The sequence below is a fragment of the Martinezella sp. CNPSo 3959 genome (assembly GCF_057784355.1).
Map to the genome: position 1 here is coordinate 1 of NZ_JBXSOV010000010.1, position 18,865 is coordinate 18,865.

17 protein-coding genes are annotated in these 18,865 nt (G+C 59.7%); 4 read left to right on the forward strand and 13 right to left on the reverse strand.

The annotated features are described in order from the left end of the window. Positions 1 to 325 precede the first annotated feature (325 nt). Positions 326 to 2,266, forward strand: a complete 1,941-nt coding sequence (locus tag AC13RE_RS19830; RefSeq protein WP_112336482.1) for a M23 family metallopeptidase — start codon at positions 326 to 328, stop codon at positions 2,264 to 2,266. Between the two features lie 98 nt (positions 2,267 to 2,364). Here AC13RE_RS19830 and clpB read toward each other — a convergent pair whose 3' ends face one another. The 7 genes from clpB to AC13RE_RS19865 form a co-directional block, all read right to left on the reverse strand. Then, positions 2,365 to 4,965 carry an ATP-dependent chaperone ClpB gene (gene clpB / locus AC13RE_RS19835; RefSeq protein WP_488564204.1) on the reverse strand — a complete coding sequence of 867 codons (2,601 nt, stop codon included), beginning with the start codon at positions 4,963 to 4,965 and terminating at the stop codon, positions 2,365 to 2,367. A gap of 317 nt (positions 4,966 to 5,282) precedes the next feature. Next, the gene (locus tag AC13RE_RS19840) at positions 5,283 to 5,981 is read right to left on the reverse strand and encodes a DUF4167 domain-containing protein (RefSeq protein ID WP_488564205.1); all 699 of its coding nucleotides are present in this window, start codon (positions 5,979 to 5,981) and stop codon (positions 5,283 to 5,285) included. A 346-nt stretch (positions 5,982 to 6,327) separates the two neighbouring features. Next, positions 6,328 to 7,203, reverse strand: a complete 876-nt coding sequence (prmC, locus tag AC13RE_RS19845; protein ID WP_488564206.1) for a peptide chain release factor N(5)-glutamine methyltransferase — start codon at positions 7,201 to 7,203, stop codon at positions 6,328 to 6,330. After that, on the reverse strand, positions 7,200 to 8,279 hold the full coding sequence (prfA, locus tag AC13RE_RS19850; protein WP_488486022.1) for a peptide chain release factor 1: 1,080 nt from the start codon (positions 8,277 to 8,279) through the stop codon (positions 7,200 to 7,202). The genes prmC and prfA overlap by 4 nt, the downstream gene beginning before the upstream one ends. A gap of 93 nt (positions 8,280 to 8,372) precedes the next feature. Beyond that, positions 8,373 to 10,640, reverse strand: a complete 2,268-nt coding sequence (gene ptsP, locus AC13RE_RS19855) for a phosphoenolpyruvate--protein phosphotransferase (RefSeq protein ID WP_488564207.1) — start codon at positions 10,638 to 10,640, stop codon at positions 8,373 to 8,375. Positions 10,641 to 10,740: 100 nt separating this feature from the next. Beyond that, a complete protein-coding gene (locus tag AC13RE_RS19860) occupies positions 10,741 to 12,015 on the reverse strand; it encodes an aspartate kinase (RefSeq protein ID WP_015341275.1) in 1,275 nt (424 codons plus the stop codon). Between the two features lie 170 nt (positions 12,016 to 12,185). Next, positions 12,186 to 12,812 carry a hypothetical protein gene (locus tag AC13RE_RS19865; protein WP_488564208.1) on the reverse strand — a complete coding sequence of 209 codons (627 nt, stop codon included), beginning with the start codon at positions 12,810 to 12,812 and terminating at the stop codon, positions 12,186 to 12,188. Positions 12,813 to 13,077: 265 nt separating this feature from the next. On the opposite strand from AC13RE_RS19865, the gene ubiG reads away from it, so the two are divergent. After that, positions 13,078 to 13,824 carry a bifunctional 2-polyprenyl-6-hydroxyphenol methylase/3-demethylubiquinol 3-O-methyltransferase UbiG gene (ubiG, locus tag AC13RE_RS19870; protein WP_488486025.1) on the forward strand — a complete coding sequence of 249 codons (747 nt, stop codon included), beginning with the start codon at positions 13,078 to 13,080 and terminating at the stop codon, positions 13,822 to 13,824. 255 nt (positions 13,825 to 14,079) lie between these two features. Here ubiG and AC13RE_RS19875 read toward each other — a convergent pair whose 3' ends face one another. From AC13RE_RS19875 to AC13RE_RS19890, 4 genes are read right to left on the reverse strand one after another with little or no spacing between them, the layout of a single operon-like run. Then, on the reverse strand, positions 14,080 to 14,508 hold the full coding sequence (locus tag AC13RE_RS19875) for a DUF1178 family protein (protein WP_488486026.1): 429 nt from the start codon (positions 14,506 to 14,508) through the stop codon (positions 14,080 to 14,082). Continuing rightward, the gene (locus AC13RE_RS19880) at positions 14,505 to 15,362 is read right to left on the reverse strand and encodes a carbon-nitrogen hydrolase family protein (protein ID WP_488564209.1); all 858 of its coding nucleotides are present in this window, start codon (positions 15,360 to 15,362) and stop codon (positions 14,505 to 14,507) included. Before AC13RE_RS19880 ends, AC13RE_RS19875 begins: the two co-directional genes overlap by 4 nt. A gap of 23 nt (positions 15,363 to 15,385) precedes the next feature. Beyond that, positions 15,386 to 15,643 (reverse strand): glutaredoxin 3, encoded by a 258-nt coding sequence (grxC, locus tag AC13RE_RS19885; RefSeq protein ID WP_112607655.1) that lies wholly within the window; start codon positions 15,641 to 15,643, stop codon positions 15,386 to 15,388. Between the two features lie 30 nt (positions 15,644 to 15,673). Continuing rightward, on the reverse strand, positions 15,674 to 16,450 hold the full coding sequence (locus AC13RE_RS19890) for a ComF family protein (RefSeq protein ID WP_488564210.1): 777 nt from the start codon (positions 16,448 to 16,450) through the stop codon (positions 15,674 to 15,676). 118 nt (positions 16,451 to 16,568) lie between these two features. Here AC13RE_RS19890 and AC13RE_RS19895 point away from each other — a divergent pair, with 118 nt between their 5' ends. Continuing rightward, the gene (locus AC13RE_RS19895) at positions 16,569 to 17,453 is read left to right on the forward strand and encodes a methyltransferase domain-containing protein (protein ID WP_488564211.1); all 885 of its coding nucleotides are present in this window, start codon (positions 16,569 to 16,571) and stop codon (positions 17,451 to 17,453) included. Positions 17,454 to 17,473: 20 nt separating this feature from the next. On the opposite strand, the gene AC13RE_RS19900 is transcribed toward AC13RE_RS19895, so the two are convergent. Together AC13RE_RS19900 and AC13RE_RS19905 are read right to left on the reverse strand one after the other, a co-directional pair. Beyond that, positions 17,474 to 17,656, reverse strand: a complete 183-nt coding sequence (locus tag AC13RE_RS19900) for a Flp family type IVb pilin (RefSeq protein ID WP_015341284.1) — start codon at positions 17,654 to 17,656, stop codon at positions 17,474 to 17,476. A gap of 173 nt (positions 17,657 to 17,829) precedes the next feature. Next, positions 17,830 to 18,147 carry a hypothetical protein gene (locus AC13RE_RS19905; protein ID WP_488564212.1) on the reverse strand — a complete coding sequence of 106 codons (318 nt, stop codon included), beginning with the start codon at positions 18,145 to 18,147 and terminating at the stop codon, positions 17,830 to 17,832. A 385-nt stretch (positions 18,148 to 18,532) separates the two neighbouring features. Between AC13RE_RS19905 and AC13RE_RS19910 the strand changes: the two genes are divergently transcribed. After that, positions 18,533 to 18,859 (forward strand): hypothetical protein, encoded by a 327-nt coding sequence (locus AC13RE_RS19910; protein WP_488564213.1) that lies wholly within the window; start codon positions 18,533 to 18,535, stop codon positions 18,857 to 18,859. Positions 18,860 to 18,865 lie beyond the last annotated feature (6 nt).

The window sequence follows — 18,865 nt, forward strand, 5'->3', positions numbered from 1 at the left end:
GCCTATTTTGAAAAAAATCAAAAAACACATAACTGTTTGATTCCTATGTAACTTTTATGAACATCTCGGCGGACGTCCTAAAAATCCGCCCAGAACACCTTTAGATATCCACCAGAGAGCATCCGACATGGCCGCAAAATGGTGGAACCGGCTCAAAAGCTGCATCTCGGCACCAGAACCCAGTGCCAGCGTTCCTGGCATTTATGGGAAACAGGGCACGGAATGACTCAAAAAGCGGCTGGTTGATTTGACACTTCTGTCATAAATATGCACATCTTCGCCCCCAGCCTGCGGGCTCGCATGAAGGAAGCGGATCACGATCGGCATGATGACGGACAAGATGATGCTCCGATCCCTCGGCAACGAGCCGCCAATCCTGGCGGATGGCCGACGGGCACCGGATCGGCGCGAGGTCTCTCTCCGTTGGCTTTCCGGCACCTTTCTGACCGGTGTCACGTCAAGCATCCTTATGGGCGTAGCATTGTTTGCCGCACTCGACGGCCGGCAGCAGCTCGCAATCCCTGCGGAAGCCTATGCGACGGTCGATAATCATAATGCTGCCGATGATCAGGTCACGCGCGGCGGCCGACTAATTTCCACCGCGATCGCCTCGAAGCCTTCCGACCGCAATGTTCTTGAAGTGTCGACCGTTGTACGCGATGGCGACAAGGAAGTGGTGCGCCGCCAACCCTTCGCCCATGTGAAGATCGCCCTCGCCACCAACCGGATCGCCAGCGAGAGCTACCCGCCCTTCGATCCTTTGGCGATCTTTTCGACGGACGACAACATACCGCAGCCAGCCAACAAGACCGGTGCCATTTATGGATCAGACGTCGAATCCGAAGTCAGCCTGAAGACGATAGCCTTTCCTGCCAAGGACATTCCATTCCAGCTTGCCGGCTCCATGTCGCTTGATGAGGTCGAAGAAAATGTCCGTTCCAATGGTTCGGTGCTGGCCGACGGCAATGCCCAGCTTTCGGCGCTCTACTATGTCGACCCGCGCCGTTTCGCCAATGACGATTCCGACGTCGACCTGACAGCGGGCCTTGCAGCTCGCATCGTAGAAGAGAACATGTCCGTCTCGGCTCCGGAAGCGGTGACTGCGCAGACGGAAGAATTTGCCGACGATATTATTCCCGTCCGCGAGAACATGCCGATTGCCGCGGCACTAATAGGCGCCGGCTACCTCAAAGCCGACGCGAATGATGTCGCAACCAAGATCCAGCCGCTCTTCGGTTCGTCCGATGTCTCCGCCGGCGACGTGCTGCGCATCGGCATCCTGCAGAAGGGCGAGCAGGCAAAAATCATCCGCGCCAGCATCTATCGCGGCACGAAACATCTGCTGACCGTCGCGCAGAACGATCATGGCGACTTCGTTGCCGGCAGCGCGCCGCCAATGCTCGATGCCATCTCGACGGCTTTCGACAATGACGCACCCGCCCTGGCAGCCGGTCGTGACCTCCCGAGCGTCTATGACGGCATCTATCGCGCCGCCCTTTCCTACGGCATGACCAAGGAGATGGTGGCACAGATCGTCAAGCTGCTCGCGAGCAATGTCGATTTCCAGGCACAGCTAAAGCCAACGGATTCGCTGGAAGCCTTCTTCTCCGTAACTGACGACAAGGGACAGGCGACGGCCGATTCCGAGCTGCTCTACGTCAACGCCCGTTTCGGCGATAACGTCACCCGTTTCTACCGCTTCGAAGATCCGACTGATCACTCGATTGATTACTTCGACGAGGCCGGCAAGAGCATCCGGCAATTCCTGCTGCGCAATCCTGTTCCCACCGGCGTCTTCAAATCCGGCTTCGGCATGCGCCGCCACCCGATCCTAGGCTTTGCCCGCATGCATACCGGCGTCGACTGGTCAGCACCGCGCGGCACGCCGATCATCGCTGCCGGCAACGGCATCGTCGAAAAGGCCAGCTGGGATTCCGGCGGTTTCGGCAATCAGACCTTGATCCGCCATGCGAACGGCTACGTCTCCTCCTACAATCACCAGAGCGCCATCGCCAAGGGCGTCGTCCCCGGCGCGAAGGTCGTGCAGGGACAGGTGATCGGCTTCATCGGCTCGACAGGTCTCGCGACCGGTCCGCACCTGCACTATGAGCTGATCGTCAACGGTACGAAGGTCGACCCGTTGCGCATCCGCCTTCCCGGCGGCAAATCGCTTGAAGGCGACGCGCTCGCCAAATTCCAGGAAGAGCGCAAGCGCATCGATACACTGCTGACCGACGAGAAGACGAAGCAGATCGCCAGCAAATAGCCCCAGCCGCTCAGCCATTTCAAATTGGGGCTGCGCTGCGACCGATGGCAAAATGGCGGCCCGAAGACCGCCATCCGCATTTATTCACATACTATAGCTTAGGCCGCTTCGTTTACCGCCTGGCGCGGACGAAACAACAGCCGGTCCGAACCGCTGGTGACCTTGACGAGCGAACCATCCGGAATTTGACCCGAAAGGATCTGTTCGGCGAGCGGATCCTGGACGTATTTCTGGATCACCCGCTTCAGCGGCCTTGCCCCATAGACCGGATCGTAACCCTTGTTGGCGAGCCAGTTGCGGGCATCCTCATCGAGTTCGAGCGTGATCTTGCGTTCCGACAGCAGCTTCAGCAGCCGCTCGAGCTGAATGTCGACGATCGCGCCCATCTCATCGCGCTTCAGGCGATGGAACAGGATGATCTCGTCGATACGGTTCAGGAATTCCGGCCGGAAATGCGACCGGACGACTTCCATCACCTGCTCGCGCACCAGATCGCTATCATCGCCATCCTTCAGCTGGGTCAGATATTCGGCGCCCAGATTGGAAGTCATGATGATCATCGTGTTCCGGAAATCGACCGTGCGGCCCTGTCCGTCCGTCAACCGTCCGTCGTCCAGAACCTGGAGCAGGATGTTGAAGACATCGGGATGCGCCTTTTCGATCTCGTCGAACAGCACGACCTGATAGGGCCGACGGCGGACGGCTTCGGTCAACGCGCCGCCTTCCTCATAGCCGACATAGCCGGGAGGAGCGCCGATCAGTCGGGCCACGGAGTGCTTTTCCATGTACTCGGACATGTCGATGCGCACCATCGCAGTGTCGTCGTCGAAGAGGAAACGGGCAAGCGCCTTGGTCAGCTCCGTCTTGCCGACACCGGTCGGGCCGAGGAAGATGAACGAGCCGATCGGCCGGTTCGGATCCTGCAGGCCGGCGCGAGAGCGGCGAACGGCACGGGAAACAGCCTGAACGGCATCGCCCTGGCCGACGACCCATTTTGCCAGCTCGTCTTCCATCCTGAGCAGCTTGTCGCGCTCGCCTTCCAGCATCTTGTCCACGGGAATCCCGGTCCAGCGGGAAACCACCTGGGCGATATTGTCGGCGGTGACGACCTCCTGCACCATAGAATCACGGGCACTATCCTGCTCTTCCGCGGCGTGGAGTTCCTTCTCCAGATTGGGGATCACGCCATAGGCAAGCTCGCCGGCGCGCTGGAATTCACCTTTGCGCTGGGCAATGGCAAGTTCGTTGCGGGCATCGTCGAGCTGCTTCTTCAGGTCGGCGGCAAGACCAAGCTTCTGCTTTTCGGCCTGCCAGCGCGCAGTCAGCGCATCGGCTTCCTCTTCCAGAGACGTAAGATCCGTTTCCAGCCGCTTCAGCCGGTCAGCCGAGGCCTGGTCGGTTTCCTTCTTCAACGCCTCGCGCTCGATCTTCAGCTGAATGATGCGGCGATCGAGTTCGTCGAGCTCTTCCGGCTTGGAATCCACCTGCATGCGCAGACGCGCTGCGGCTTCGTCCATCAGGTCGATGGCCTTATCCGGCAGGAAGCGGTCGGTGATGTAGCGGTTCGACAGGGTTGCGGCCGCCACCAGCGCGGCATCGGCGATGCGCACCTTGTGATGCTGCTCATACTTTTCCTTCAAGCCGCGCAGGATCGAGATCGTGTCTTCGACCGTCGGCTCCTCGACCATGACGGGCTGGAAACGACGCGCAAGAGCCGGATCCTTCTCGACATGCTTGCGGTATTCATCGAGCGTGGTCGCGCCGACGCAGTGCAGCTCGCCGCGCGCAAGCGCAGGCTTCAGCAGGTTGGACGCATCCATGGCGCCGTCAGCCTTGCCGGCACCGACGAGGGTGTGCATTTCATCGATGAACAGGATGATCTCGCCGTTTTCCGACTGCACCTCGTTGAGCACGGCTTTCAGCCGCTCTTCGAACTCGCCGCGGAATTTTGCACCGGCAATCAGCGCCCCCATGTCGAGCGCCATCAGCTTCTTATCTTTCAGCGATTCCGGCACGTCGCCATTGACGATGCGCAACGCCAGGCCTTCGACGATCGCCGTCTTGCCGACGCCAGGCTCGCCGATCAGCACAGGATTGTTCTTCGTGCGGCGCGACAGGACCTGGATCGTGCGACGGATTTCGTCATCACGGCCGATCACAGGGTCGAGCTTGCCTTCGCGGGCCTCGGCGGTGAGGTCGCGGGCATATTTCTTCAAGGAATCGAAGCCTTGCTCCGCATTGGCCGAGTCGGCCGTGCGGCCCTTGCGGATATCGTTGATGACCTGATTGAGGGCGACAGGTGTAACGCCGGCCTTCTTCAGGCTCTCCGAAGTGGAAGCCGAGGGTTCGATGGCCAAAGCCTGCAAGAGACGCTCGACGGTGACGAAACTGTCGCCAGCCTTCTTCGCGGCATCTTCAGCAGTAGTAAAGACCTTGGCGAGCGGCTGTGAGAGATAGACCTGACCGTCGCCGCCGGAAACCTTCGGTAGCTTGGCAAGCGCGGCATCATTGGCAAGACGCGCAGCCTTGGCGTCACCGCCGGCGCGTTCGATCAACGAGGCAGCCATGCCCTGGTCGTCGTCCAGAAGCACCTTGAGAACATGTTCGGGGGTGAACTGCTGATTTCCTTGCGCAAGCGCATTGGTTTGGGCGGATTGCAGGAAACCGCGTACCCGCTCGGAGTATTTTTCAATATTCATATGAGACCTCCATGAATCGCTCTGCCCGGACCCGGCACAGACCGATGATTGAGATTGAGCCCCCTCTAGAGGCAGGCCCCGCCTTTCCGCCATTGAGATTTGCGGCAAGACAACTGGAGAGAATATGGGAGGATATTCGAAGAGTTTAAAGGGTCGCGGAATGGAAAAACCGGACGGAGTGGCTCCATTTGCTTCGGCAATCGAAGAAGCGCCGGTTAGTCCAGAAAGGGACTACCCGCCATACAAAAAGGAATGGCGGCTTTCGCCGCCATTCCTGCATTCTCGCTTTATTAACTCGTTCACTCCAGCGGAGCGACTTATTCCGAGGTAGCGTCCGCCAAAGCCGGAGCTTCGCTCGACCCGGCTTCACCCTGGTCTTCGCCCTCGGCTGCAGCGCTGCGGCGCGGCTGGCGGCGCGGACGATTGCCGCCTGCACTGCGACGGCGCGGCTGGCGCTCGGTGGCAGCGACTGCCGGAGTTTCCTCTTCGATCGCCACTTCGGCCGGAATGCCTTCGATCACCGGCTGCGGGCCGGTACCGTTGATGGCTTCGGGCTCACTGGCCGGAGCAGCAGCAACGGCTGGAGCAGCCTGCTGCTGGCGAACGTGAGGTTGAGCCATCTGCGGCTGATCGTCGATTTCCTGCGCGTCCATATCGTCGATGTCACGCTCGGCATTATCGCGGTCATTGTAGTTGTGATGATCGTCGCGCTGGTAGCGCTCCTGCATCTGCGCCTGAGCGCTGGCAATGATCCGATTGTAGTGTTCGGCATGCTGCAGGTAGTTTTCCGCCATGACGCGGTCGCCGGAGCTTTGAGCATCGCGAGCCAAGGCCGCGTACTTCTCGGCGATATGCTGTGCGGTTCCGCGGATTTTCACATCGGGACCAGAGCTGTCGTAAGTCCTGGTCAGCGGGTTCGAGCCCTTGCGGTTGAAATTGTTGTTGTTATTTCCGCCGCCGCCGTTGTTGTTGTTACCACGCCCCCGACCGCGCTTGTTCTGCTGTCCTGGCCTCATAGATCCTTCACCTGAATTCTCTTCGTTGGGATAAAATTATACACGACACCCGCCGCCGCGGTTCGGACACTGCCAAACCAGGGCTTTCGTGCCGCAAGCAAACTGCGCTTTAGCGCCGGTCTGCCGCTCGACTACGTCAGATTAAACTGATCACGCATTGGGTTATCTTCAACCTTTGACACTCTTACCAGAGAGCGGTTCCCCGAGGCTGTCCAAGATAAGCGAATCGTCTCGCTCATTCCCAGCCGCCCAACGCGTGAGCGCAACCTATATTGCTTCCTCAGGAAATCCAAGCTTTTTCTTTGCGATAGCAACGGGGTCTCACAAATCCGCTGAAAACGTCGCATTAATGTTGAAATTCAAACACAAGAACCCGGTCATTCTGCCCGTAGTCACGGACCGCCTCGACGAGGGAAAATCCTGCTCCTTCAAAAATTGAAGTCACCGTTTCACGCTGATCGTAGCCGATCTCCACACCTATCATACCGTCCGGATGCAGGAACCGAGCCGCGTCCTTCGCGATCGCCCTGTAAGCATCCAGCCCATCAAGGCCCCCGTCAAGGGCCGCGGGAGGATCGAAATCCTTTACTTCTGGAGCGAGAGTGGAAATGACATTGGACGCAATATAGGGCGGATTTGAGACAATCACATGAAAACATTCGTGGATGGCGTCAAACCAGCTTCCATGCGCGGTCATGAACCGCTCTGCCAGGCCATTTCGCTCAGCGTTCCCGCGAGCCGTTTCCAGCGCTTCGCTGGAAATATCGGAACCGACACCCGTCGCTTGCGGGCTTTCATGGAGCAGAGCCAAACAGATGGCCCCGGTACCCGTTCCAATGTCCAGTATGTGGATATTGCCGATCTTGGATTCAAGACGCCTAATATGCGGCAGCATCGTATCGACGAGAATTTCCGTATCAGGCCGTGGCTCGAGCGTCGCCGGCGACAGCCGCAGGGAGAGACCATAAAACTCGCGTTCGCCGAGAATGCGATGGACCGGCTCATGATTGAGCCGCCGGGCAATCGCAGCCCGTACCGTCGCGGCATCATCTGCGGACACAGGCTCGGAACCGCGCGTCACCAGCCCGGTCGCGGAAAGGCGAAGAAGGCCACCGACAAGAATGCGGGCTTCCGTGGCGGGATCGTCGAGATCGACCTCGGCAAAACGCGAGCGCACCTCCTGCAGGAGCCCGGATATGGTCGGCCCCTGCTCGCCGCTCATGCCTGTTCGCCGAGCTGGGCGAGCTGGCTCGCCTGATAATCCGCCAAAAGCGCATCGACCACCTCGTCGATCTCGCCTTCCATCATCCGGTCGAGCTTGTAGAGCGTCAGGTTGATGCGGTGATCGGTGACGCGCCCTTGCGGGAAGTTATAGGTGCGGATGCGCTCGGAGCGATCGCCGGAGCCAACCTGGCTTTTGCGGTCGGCGGAACGCTCACTGTCGGCGCGTTGGCGCTCCATGTCAAAGAGGCGCGACCGCAGGACCTGCATGGCCTTGGCGCGGTTCTGGTGCTGCGACTTTTCCGAGCTCGTGACGACGATGCCGGAGGGAAGATGCGTGATGCGCACGGCCGAGTCCGTCGTGTTGACGTGCTGGCCGCCGGCGCCGGATGAGCGCATGGTGTCGATGCGGATATCCTCGGGCCGGATTTCGATATCGATCTCCTCGGCTTCCGGCAGAACGGCAACGGTCGCCGCCGAGGTGTGGATGCGCCCGCCCGCCTCGGTTTCCGGCACGCGCTGCACGCGATGGACGCCGGATTCGAACTTCAGCCGGGAAAACACGCCCTTGCCGCTGATGGTGGCGATGATTTCCTTGAAACCACCGGCTTCGCCGTCACTCGCCGAAAGCACCTCCACCTTCCAGCCGTTGCTGGCGGCGAAACGCTCATACATCCGGAAGAGGTCACCGGCAAAAAGCGCCGCCTCGGAGCCGCCGGTGCCAGCGCGGATTTCCAGGATCGCGCTTTTCTCGTCGGCCGCGTCCTTCGGCAGAAGCTCGACCTGGATATCCTTTTCCAGCGCCTCGATGCGCTCCTTGACCTCGGGCAGCTCCATCTCGGCAAGATCGCGCATCTCGCGATCGACCGATTTGTCGGAGAGCATGGCTTCAAGATCGGCAGCCTCGGCGAGAGCGCGCTCATAATCGCGGATCTTGGTCACGACCGGCTGCAATTCGGAATATTCGGAAGCAAGCTTCACATAGACATCCGCGGCCGGGCCAGCGGACATGCGCGCCTCGATCTCGCCGAAGCGACGTTCCAACTCGCGCATTTTTTCAACGGGGAGCTTCGCCACCCTCTACTCCAATTCTTCTTATTATCTCTGCTTTGATGTTGTGATGCGCATGATCCTGCCTGCAAACCGCTTCGTGCTTTTCAGGATCGGGCGCTAAAGCGGAATATTGTGGCTCTCGGCAAAGCGCACAAGGACATCCCGCATGGAACTCGTCGGCTGCCTGTCATCGAGTGCGGCCTCCATGACCTCGGACAGGGCCTTGAGGTCGAGCCCGAGCAGCATTGCCTTGACCGGGCCGATCGAGGCCGGCGACATCGAAACCGAGCGGAAACCGATTCCGAGCAGGGCCATAGCCGAAATCGTCTTGCCCGCCAGTTCGCCGCAAAGCGTCACCGGCGTCTTGTTGCGTTCGCCAGCGCGCACAATATCGCGCAGGATACGCAGGAACGGCCGCTCGAGCGGATCGAAGCGATCCGAAACGCGGGCATTGCCGCGATCGACCGCCATCGAGAACTGGAACAGGTCGTTGGAGCCGACCGAGACGAAATCGACTTCCGCCATCAGCTCGTCCAGCTGCCACAGCAGCGCGGGCACCTCGAGCATTGCGCCGAACTGCAGCTTGCGCGGCAGGCTGTGCCCGAAGCGCGAGAGGTGCTGCACTTCCTTCTGCAGAAGCTCGCGCACGGCCCTGATCTCGGAGACTTCCGTGACCATCGGCACCATCATCTTCAATTCGTTGTCGGCCGCCGCCTTGAGCATGGCCCTGAGCTGCGTGCGCAACAAGCCGGGGCGATCGAGCGATAGGCGGATGGCACGCCAGCCGAGCGCCGGGTTTTCTTCCTCATGCGCGCGGAAATAGGGAACCACCTTATCGCCGCCGATGTCGAGCGTGCGGAACGTGACGACACGGCCGCCCGCCTGCTTCAGGACATTGCGATAGAAGGCTTCCTGCTCATCCGCCTTCGGCATGGTCGAGGCGATCATGAACTGCAGCTCGGTGCGGAACAGGCCAATACCCTCGGCCCCTGATTCCGCAAGCTGCGGCAGATCGACCAGCAGGCCGGCATTCATCAGCAGCGAAATGCGCTGCCCGTCCTTGGTGACCGGCTCGACGGAGCGCAGAGCCCGGAACTGCTCCTGCCTGCGGGCACGAAACCGGACCTTCTCCTCATAGGAGCGCTGATGATCGGCCATAGGCCGAAGGTGAACATGGCCGCCATCACCATCGATGATGACCGAATCGCCGTTTTCCGCCAGCGCGACGATGCCTGCCGCCTGGCCGACGACCGGAATGCCCATGGCGCGCGCCACGATGACGACATGACTCGTGACAGCGCCCTCTTCCAGCACCAGGCCGCGAATATTGGCGCGCGGATAATCGAGCAGTTCCGCCGCACCCATCGCACGCGCAAAGATGACCGCGTCGTTCGGAAAGCCTTCAGCACTGGTACGCCCGGAATGTCCGATGAGCTGCCGCAAAAGCCGGTTGGCCAGATCCTCGAAATCATGCATGCGTTCGCGCAGATAGGGATCTGTCAGGCGCATCATGCGCGCCTTGGTGTCGCTCTGCACCTTTTCGACGGCGGCTTCAGCGGTCAAGCCATTGCGGACGGCTTCCTCCAGCTTGCGCACCCAGCCCTGATCGTGCGCGAACATGCGGTAGGTTTCAAGAACCTCGCGATGTTCGCCTTCCATGGAAACGTCGCGGCGCGAGAGCATGTCGTCGATCGAAATGCGCAGCGATCCCAGCGCTTCGGCGAGACGGCCGATTTCCTTGTCGGTATCCTCGTTCAAGAGGTTGGTGACGACGATGCGCGGCTCGTGCAGCACGACATAGCCGAGGCCGATCCCTTCATTGTAGCTGTCGCCATCAATCGTGACGGAGCGTGTGAGGTCAAGCTCCAGACCCGGCTTGGTGATCTTCTTCAGCTCGCCAGTCGCGATCATCTCGGCCAGCACCATGGCCGTCGTTTCGAGCGCCTCCAGCTCCTCCTCGCGGTAGTTGCGGCTCGCCTTGTTCTGGACGACGAGAACGCCGAGCGACCGGCCGGTGCGCAGGATCGGCACGCCGAGGAAGGAGTGATAAATCTCTTCGCCGGTTTCCGGCAGGTAGCGGTAGGCCGGATGCGATTGCGCGTCGGAAAGATTGAGCGGCTGGGCGGAGGCGGCAATCGTGCCGACGAGGCCTTGCCCCATCTTCAATTGCGAAAGGTGAACGGCCTCTTTATTCAGACCCTCGGTGGCATAAAGTTCAAGGACGCCGTCCGCGCGCAGCACATAAACCGAGCAGACCTCGGCCACCATGTTGCTGGCAATTTGGCGGACGATCCGGTCAAGGCGCTCCTGCGGCTCCAGCGGCTCCGCCATCAATTCGCGTAGCCGCTTGAGCAGAACGCGTGGACCGCCGGATAGGTCTCTCATTGCGCCACTAGCTCCCGAATCAAGATGTCATGCTCGTCTTGCCCACGTCAGGGCCGGCCGAAACTCGCCTCCGTCACGGTCCGTCGTCAGCAGTCGTGACTCAACTCTTATCCAGACCGTAGCAGGAATGCAAAGTCCTGACTGCGAGTTCTGCATAAGGACCGTCGATCAGGATGGAAATCTTGATTTCTGACGTCGTAATAGCCTTGATGTTGATGCCTTTTTCGGCAAGTGCCCTGAAAGCGGTCGCGGCCACGCCCGCATGCGAACGCATGCCGATGCCGATGACCGAAACCTTGACCAGACCTGATTCGCTCTGGACGACATCGTAGCCGATCTTTTCCTTGTTCTCGCCAAGGACGCGCAGCGCCTTCTCGACATCGCCGGACGGGACCGTGAAGGTCATGTCGGTCTTGGAGCCGTCCTCGGAAATGTTCTGGACGATCATGTCGACATTGATGTGGTTTTCGGCCAACGGCCCGAAGATCGCGGCGGAAACACCCGGCCGGTCGGCAAGACGGCGCAGCGAGATCTGGGCCTCATCCTTGGCATAGGCAATGCCGGTGACTACTTCTTGTTCCACGATTTCTTCCTCGTCACAAATCAGCGTTCCGGGCGGGTTAAGCAGATCGCCCATGCCCGGAGCATCGGGATCCTCGAAAGAAGAGCGCACGAAGGTGCGAACCTTGAACACCATGGCGAGCTCGACCGAACGCACCTGCAGCACCTTCGCGCCGAGAGAGGCCATTTCGAGCATTTCCTCGAAGGCGATCTTCTTCAGGCGACGTGCCTTGGGCTCGATGCGCGGATCGGTCGTATAGACGCCATCGACGTCGGTATAGATATCGCAGCGGTCGGCCTTCACGGCGGCGGCGATCGCAACGGCCGAGGTGTCGGAACCGCCACGGCCGAGCGTCGAGAGGCGGTTGTCGGGGCCAAGCCCCTGGAAGCCAGCGATGACGGCGACCTGGCCCTCACCCATGCGGCGGATGATGTCCTCGCCCTCGATCTCGAGAATACGGGCGGCGCCATGGGCGTTGTCGGTGCGGATCGGGATCTGCCAGCCCTGCCAGGAGCGGGCATTGATGCCCATGGCCTGCAGCGCAATTGCCAGAAGGCCTGATGTGACCTGCTCGCCCGAAGCCACGACGGCATCATATTCGCGCGCATCATAGATCGAGTGGTTTGCGCCGGAGACTTTCGGCATGTTCTGGACCCAGCCGACCAGTTCGTTGGTCTTGCCGGACATGGCGGAAACGACCACAGCCACTTCGTGTCCGGCATCGACCTCGCGTTTCACATGGCGTGCGACATTCTTGATACGGTCCAGATCCGCGACGGAGGTCCCGCCGAATTTCATCACGATGCGTGCCATGTGCCTCTACCAGTACCCTGCGCCGGGCGGCTGAACGCGATAAGCCCGACATGCAAAATCGCCCTCCCGGTTCGGTAGCCGGAAAAGCGTGATCTCAATGGGGCCGTCTCTTAGCGAGTTTGTCGGGCAGGTGCAATAGCGCTGGATACCTCGGCAGCTAAAAGCTTACTCTAAAAATCAACTTTTAAGGTCGACCAGAGCTTGTCGAGAATGCCCTCTTCCCTGGGCAGGTTTTCCCTGTTGAGGAAGGTGGCGACAAGCACCCCGCCTTCCGGCCGGCCGGTCGCGACGATCTCATACTCCATGACGTCGCCGTCCGTGGTCGTCTCAGCCTTGATGCCCTTCAATACGGTACCGCTCGGCAATGTGCGCTGGGTTGGCCGCTTGCTGAGCTTCGCGCCGCCATTCAGGCTCTCCTGCACCATCTGCTGCAGGACGACATCGGTATAGCTCGACGGATTGAGACCCTTATAGACCTGCACGATGATGCCCGTGCCGATCGGCGTCATCAGCGCATATTGCTGCACGCCGTCTCCGAGATCCGTCTTTGCGACCGTGAATTTGCCATCGTGATCGAAGGAGAATTTGCCGCCCGTGAACGTCACCGTTTCGCTGCGCTGCAGCTCCACCGGCACCTTGCTGCCGTCCTTCATGGTAACTTCGAGCGTATCGCCGGGATTGATGCCGACGCTAATGCCATCGATCGTCAGGCGAAACCCCTTGCCGTCCCCGGCATTTGCATGGCTGGCCGCAAGCCAGCCCATGGCGATGGCCGTCGCGAGACGGAATGGTCTCATGAGGAACTCCTCTACAAGCCGGTCGACCGCAATCGATCCCGGTCCCGAAAGTCCATTTCACAGCCCCGCGGATTGATCGGCCATAAGATACCTCCATGTCAACCTTCGCATCGCAATTCGCGACTCCTGATCGGGATAGCCCACAGCTGATCGAAGGTCGCAGGCCCTTGACATCGCGCATCGATCGTCCGACTTCACCCTACGGGATAGAATTATTGCGTGCGGTCGTCCGAACCTTCGAACGACGCAAATCACGGAGCAAGCCATGAACGAAACGGCAAAGAGCACGATCGACCAGAGCGAAGTGGACCGTTTCTCCGCCATGGCGGCCGAGTGGTGGAGCCCCACTGGCAAGTTCAAGCCGCTGCACAAGTTCAATCCTGTGCGCCTTGCCTATATCCGCGACCGCGCCTGCGAGAATTTCGACCGCGACCCGAAGAGCAGCAGGCCGCTTGAGGGTCTGCGCGTGCTCGACATCGGCTGCGGCGGCGGCCTCCTGTCCGAGCCGGTCGCGCGCATGGGCGCCACCGTCATTGGCGCCGACCCTTCCGAAAAGAATATCGGCATCGCCTCGACGCACGCAAAAGCCTCCGGCGTTCCCGTCGACTACCGCGCCGTCACGGCCGAGCAACTGGCCGAAGCCGGCGAAACCTTCGATATCGTGCTAAACATGGAAGTGGTGGAGCACGTCGCCGACGTCGAATTCTTCCTGTCGACCTGCGCGAAAATGGTGCGCCCCGGCGGCCTGATGTTCGTCGCGACCATCAACCGTACCATGAAGGCAGCGGCGCTTGCCATTTTCGCGGCGGAAAACGTGCTGCGCTGGCTGCCGCGCGGCACCCATCAATACGAAAAGCTCGTGCGTCCTGAGGAGATCGAAAAGCCGCTTGCCGCAAGCGGTCTCGAGATCACCGCCCGCACGGGCGTCTTCTATTCGCCGCTGCAGGACCGCTGGAACCTATCGAAAGATATGGACGTCAATTATATGCTGTTGGCGAAGCGGGTCGCGTGAGATCTTCACGCCCACAGCACCGCGAATGCTGAAGCTCCGATACCCCCCTCTGTCACTTCGTGACATCTCCCCCACAAGGGGGGAGATCGGTAGCGCGTGGTAACTTCTCGCACCAAACAAGTATCGCATCCGCTTATGCTTGAATTTATCGGCTTAGCAGAGAGCGCCGCAAACTCCCAACAATCTCCCCCCTTGTGGGGGAGATGTCCCGAAAGGGACAGAGGGGGGTGAAAAGGTTCTCCGCCTGTACCGGCATCAGTTGATATCGTCGGGGAGTATGGGAATGGCGGCGATCTCGATGCCTTCCTCGACGAGTGCCTGCGCCTCGTCCGGCGTCGCCTTACCGATGATCCCGCGCGCATCTGCTTCGCCGTAATGAATCTTGCGGGCTTCCTCGGGAAACTTCGTGCCAACATCCTCGGCATTGGCCTTGATGGCGTCGACCGCTTCCTTGAGTTTCACCAAGGCCTGCTTGCGCGCTGCGTCCATCGCGAGCGTCTGCAACTCATCCTTCTTGCGCGCCGTCGAAACCGAAGGCGCCATCAGGAGCTTGGAGATCGCACCCGAATTGCAGACAGGACAGGTAAGGAAACCGCTTGCGACCTGGCGATCGAAATCGGCGCTTTCGGAAAACCAGCCCTCGAACTCATGGGCATTGTCACAGGTAAGCGAATAACGGATCAAGCAGCGACGCCTCCAGCCGCCGGCGTCGCGATCTTCTCCAGCGAAAATTCACGCGCATTCTTCAGGTTCGGTATCTTGTCATGGGCTGACTTGACGGCAGCAATGTCGATCTCGGCGATGACGACGACCTCGCCCGTGCCGCCGGCGGATGCCAGCACCTTGCCCCAAGGATCGATGATCATCGAATGGCCGAAGGTCTCACGGCCGTCCTCATGCTTGCCGGCCTGGGCGGCGGCGATGACGAACATGCCGTTTTCGATGGCGCGGGCGCGCAGCAGGATTTCCCAATGCGCTTCGCCGGTCTGTTTTGTGAAGGCGGCAGGCACCGTCATCACCTCGGCGCCGGCAACGGCCTGGGCGCGGAAGAGCTGGGGAAAGCGCACGTCGTAGCAGATGGAAAAGCCGAGTTGAGCAAACGGCAGCGACGCGATACGCGCCTCCGAACCCGGCCGGTAGACGGCGCTTTCGCGCCAGCTTTCGCCATTGTCGAGATCGACATCGAACATATGGATCTTGTCGTAGCGATTGATGAGCTTGCCGTCGGGGCCGAAGAGGAAACCGCGATTGGCGATCTTGCCGTCATCGAGCGCAATGGCCGTCGAGCCGATGTGAAGATGGATGCCGAGTTCCTTCGCCAGCTCGGAGGCCGTCTTGACGATGATATCGTTCGGCTCGTCCCGCAGCACAGCGCGCAGACCCGGGCGATCCTTTTGTACGGCACCGGTCATCTCCGGCGTCTGTACGTAGATTGCCCCCTGCGAGGCGGCGTCACGCACCAGACGGGCCACATCAGCCGCATTCTTCACCGGATCGACGCCGGAACACATCTGGATGGCAGCGGCCCTGAAGCTCATCGGTCTCTCCCTCGTCATATGGATCAGGCAGCCAGCATCGGATCGAGCTTGCCGGCCCGATCGAGCGCATGGATATCATCGCAGCCGCCCACATGCTGACCATTGATGAAAATCTGCGGGAAGGTCGAGGCGCCATTCGCCTTGGCGATCATCTCCTGCCGCATCTCGGGCGAATAGGTGGCATTATGTTCGACATAATCAACGCCTTTGGATTCGAGCAGGGATTTCGCGCGGGCGCAATAGCCGCAGAATTCACGCGTATAGATAACGACGGATGCCATGATCCACTCCGGAAAAGCCTATATTGACTGTCATATAAGATGGCCGACGACCCTTGCAAAGGTCAAAACAGTGACATCGGCAGCACCTGCTTTCTTCAGCGCGCGCGTGGCCGCGGCAACCGTGGCGCCGGTCGTATAAACGTCGTCGACGAGAACGATGCGCCGCCCGAATATATCGGCGGCCCGATGCTCGGAAACGGCGAAAGCGCCGCGCACATTGTCTTGCCGCGCCTTGGCTCCCAAACCCACCTGCTGGCTCGTGCGTTTGACGCGCAGGAGCGTTGCCGCCAGCAGCGGCTTGCCCGAAAGGCGAGCGATATGTCGCGCAAGCTCGGCGGCCTGATTATATTTACGTGCAAACAGCCGCGCCCGGTGCAGAGGCACCGGAATGATCGCATCGCAATCCGCAATCGTGCCGTCGCTGGCGCGCAGCATCCAGCCCGCCATCATCGGCGCGAGATCGGTGCGATCGCGATATTTCAGGCTGAGAACGAGATCGCGCACGATGCCATCATGGACGGCAGCGGAACGCAAGCGGTCGAAGACGGGTGGATCGGCGATCGCCTCTGCGCTTAGAATGCCAACACCAAGATCATGGGAAAACGGGCTGCCGAGCACTTCGCAATAGGGCCGCTCGATGAAGCGAATACCGGACCAGCATGCGGGGCAAAGACCACGATGCGCGCCGACCGAAACCCCACAGCCCGGACATGCGGGCGGATAGACCAGATCCGCAAGCGCCACGAAGGGCCTTTTCAGCCCGGCGCCCAGCATCGATAAGGTGATTTCGCGTCCCATCATCCCCATATGATTGAGACTAGCAATTCCAGGAAAAGTGTATAGCGGTTTTCCGCCCGGAATTGCGCGAAAGAAACGCGTGTGCCCGGCATGCCCAGCCGAATTGATGATAGTGCAGGAAACCACCATGGAAATCGTATTCGACCAACCGCTGCTTTCGGCCCGCAAACGCCGGGCGCTAAAACAAGGTGATACGAAAGCGGCTTTCCTGCTCGATATTGCCGCCAGCGAACTGGCGGAACGGCTTGCCGTCACCGAACGTCATTTCGACGACGCGGTCGAGCTGCACGGCGCGACAGGCATTGCCGCGCGCCTCGCTCTGGCGACAGGCAAGATCGGCCATTTGAAAAGGATCGAAAGCGAGAAGGATTTTGCCGCTCCTGGCGAGACCATCATCGAGGCGCCGCCGGAGGAGCTGCCGCTCGCGCCGGAATCGGTCAACCTCGTGCTTTCCCCGCTTAGCCTGCATGTCACCAACGACACGCCCGGCGTCTTCATCCAGATCCGCCGGGCGCTGAAAGCTGACGGTCTTTTTCTGGCGGCGATCCCCGGCTCGGGAACCCTGCAGGAACTGCGTGACGTGCTGCTCGCGACCGAAATAGAGCTGACGGGCGGCGCAAGCCCACGCGTCATTCCCTTTGCCGATGTCCGCGATGTCGGCGGTCTCCTTCAGCGTGCAGGCTTTACACTGCCCGTCATCGACGCCGAAAACTACACCGTGCGCTACGACAATCTGTTTGCCTTGATGCGCGACCTGCGCGCCATGGGCATGACCAATCCGCTGGTCGATCGCAGCCGCAAGCCGCTGACGCGTGCCTTCTTTCTGCGTGCGGCCGAGCTCTATGCCGAGCGCTATTCCGATCCGGACGGGCGGATTAGGGCGACATTCTCGATCATCTACGTCTCAGGCTGGACGCCGCACGAAAGCCAGCAAAAGCCACTGCGGCCGGGTTCCGCCAAGGCGCGCTTGGCGGATGCGCTCAAGGTTGAAGAGCACAAGCTCAAACAATAGCCAAAGATTTGTCGGCCGCGTCAGTTCTGGGATGCCGCCGAATTCTGTATCGTATCGGACAGAAGATTGAATGTGTTTGAAAGGCTGCCGCCGAAGGCGCCGACACCGCTGATGATTGCGGCCGACATCAAGGCAGCAATGAGGCCGTATTCAATGACCGTGGCACCGGTCTTATCGGTGAAAATACGCCGAACGGAACGCATAAGCTCGAAGCTCCCAGCATTGGACAACTGAAGAATCCGATGCTCGTCATGGCATCCGGCAGGCTATGCTCATGCACTATAGCATTTCCGCTTTTCTTCGATGCGCGAAAACGCTCTATTTTTTCTTACGTATTCCGGACGGAAAACCGCTGCGCACTTTTCCCGGAAATGCGCTATTGGCAGCCGGCATCGGCACCATAACCCTGGATGATGCAGACCGAACCCGGTTCCTGCTGCAGAACGCTGCGGCGGATCGTGTACCGCTTGCCATTTTCCGTCTGCGGGATCGAACCCGTAGCAATATTGTCGATATCCGGCGCGCTTGCAAGCACGCGCGACTTGGATTTGTCAGAGAGCATGGGGGTCAGAATAAGCGAAAGCGCGACCGCCGCCGTACCGAACAGCAAAGCGATATTCAACGCGCCAGTCCTGCGCGACGTGGAATAGGACTGCTCTTTTTCCTGAACAGCTTTCCAGAAATCGTCGTCCATTATGTCAAGCCTTCTTTAACGCACCTAACAACCCGCTTGATTGAGAGAATTGAATGCCAGAAGGTCATAAACGATCCCTTAATATCCACATGCAAATTAATGAGACGTAAAATTCCGGGACAATGGCCGAATCAGGCTATAGATCTGATTTTAAATGGCTAATTATCGTTAACCATAAATTCGATGCACCTCCTTAACGCATTCCAAACCGTCTCTGCATAAACGCGAAAGAGATCCGCCCCGCTACGGGACATCAAATTCGCCGCGCGGGCACACGTATTGACAGAATATTTCCTCGCTACATCAAATAATAGAGATTGACGCTTGTGCGCCGTGATATATCGCCAAGCTCTCTTTTATTATCTTGGGTTGCGGGAATTTACACATGGCAGGTTTGCTCAAGGCGGTTGGCGGTTTGGTGATTGGCATTGCGATCCTGTTCGGGATTGCGACGTTGTTTAGTGGAAGTGCAGCCGGCGTCGCGGCGGGGCTGATAGGCGCCCTTTCCTACGCTTTTAGCGGCGCCGTGATTTTTGCCCTTGGACTGATGCTCGAACATCTTGAGGCAATTCGCCACGAATGTGACAGGCAATCTGACATGCTGACGGATTTGCTCCGCAAAATGCCGAAGACGGATGCGTCCCCTAGAGGACCGGGCGTCTCCCAGCTCGATCAGCTCGCAAAATCAACTTTCAAATTCAAGGATATCTAGACATGG

Excerpts from the sequence above, each read along its gene's own strand:
- AC13RE_RS19840 (WP_488564205.1), bottom strand. The coding sequence starts at position 5,981 with ATGAGGCCAGGACAGCAGAACAAGCGCGGTCGGGGGCGTGGTAACAAC.
- AC13RE_RS19895 (WP_488564211.1), top strand. The coding sequence starts at position 16,569 with ATGGAAATCGTATTCGACCAACCGCTGCTTTCGGCCCGCAAACGCCGG.
- grxC (WP_112607655.1), bottom strand. The coding sequence starts at position 15,643 with ATGGCATCCGTCGTTATCTATACGCGTGAATTCTGCGGCTATTGCGCC.
- AC13RE_RS19880 (WP_488564209.1), bottom strand. The coding sequence starts at position 15,362 with ATGAGCTTCAGGGCCGCTGCCATCCAGATGTGTTCCGGCGTCGATCCG.
- AC13RE_RS19865 (WP_488564208.1), bottom strand. The coding sequence starts at position 12,812 with ATGAGACCATTCCGTCTCGCGACGGCCATCGCCATGGGCTGGCTTGCG.
- AC13RE_RS19900 (WP_015341284.1), bottom strand. The coding sequence starts at position 17,656 with ATGCGTTCCGTTCGGCGTATTTTCACCGATAAGACCGGTGCCACGGTC.
- AC13RE_RS19890 (WP_488564210.1), bottom strand. The coding sequence starts at position 16,450 with ATGGGGATGATGGGACGCGAAATCACCTTATCGATGCTGGGCGCCGGG.
- ptsP (WP_488564207.1), bottom strand. The coding sequence starts at position 10,640 with ATGAGAGACCTATCCGGCGGTCCACGCGTTCTGCTCAAGCGGCTACGC.
- ubiG (WP_488486025.1), top strand. The coding sequence starts at position 13,078 with ATGAACGAAACGGCAAAGAGCACGATCGACCAGAGCGAAGTGGACCGT.
- AC13RE_RS19860 (WP_015341275.1), bottom strand. The coding sequence starts at position 12,015 with ATGGCACGCATCGTGATGAAATTCGGCGGGACCTCCGTCGCGGATCTG.
- AC13RE_RS19910 (WP_488564213.1), top strand. The coding sequence starts at position 18,533 with ATGGCAGGTTTGCTCAAGGCGGTTGGCGGTTTGGTGATTGGCATTGCG.
- prmC (WP_488564206.1), bottom strand. The coding sequence starts at position 7,203 with ATGAGCGGCGAGCAGGGGCCGACCATATCCGGGCTCCTGCAGGAGGTG.
- clpB (WP_488564204.1), bottom strand. The coding sequence starts at position 4,965 with ATGAATATTGAAAAATACTCCGAGCGGGTACGCGGTTTCCTGCAATCC.
- AC13RE_RS19830 (WP_112336482.1), top strand. The coding sequence starts at position 326 with ATGATGACGGACAAGATGATGCTCCGATCCCTCGGCAACGAGCCGCCA.
- AC13RE_RS19905 (WP_488564212.1), bottom strand. The coding sequence starts at position 18,147 with ATGGACGACGATTTCTGGAAAGCTGTTCAGGAAAAAGAGCAGTCCTAT.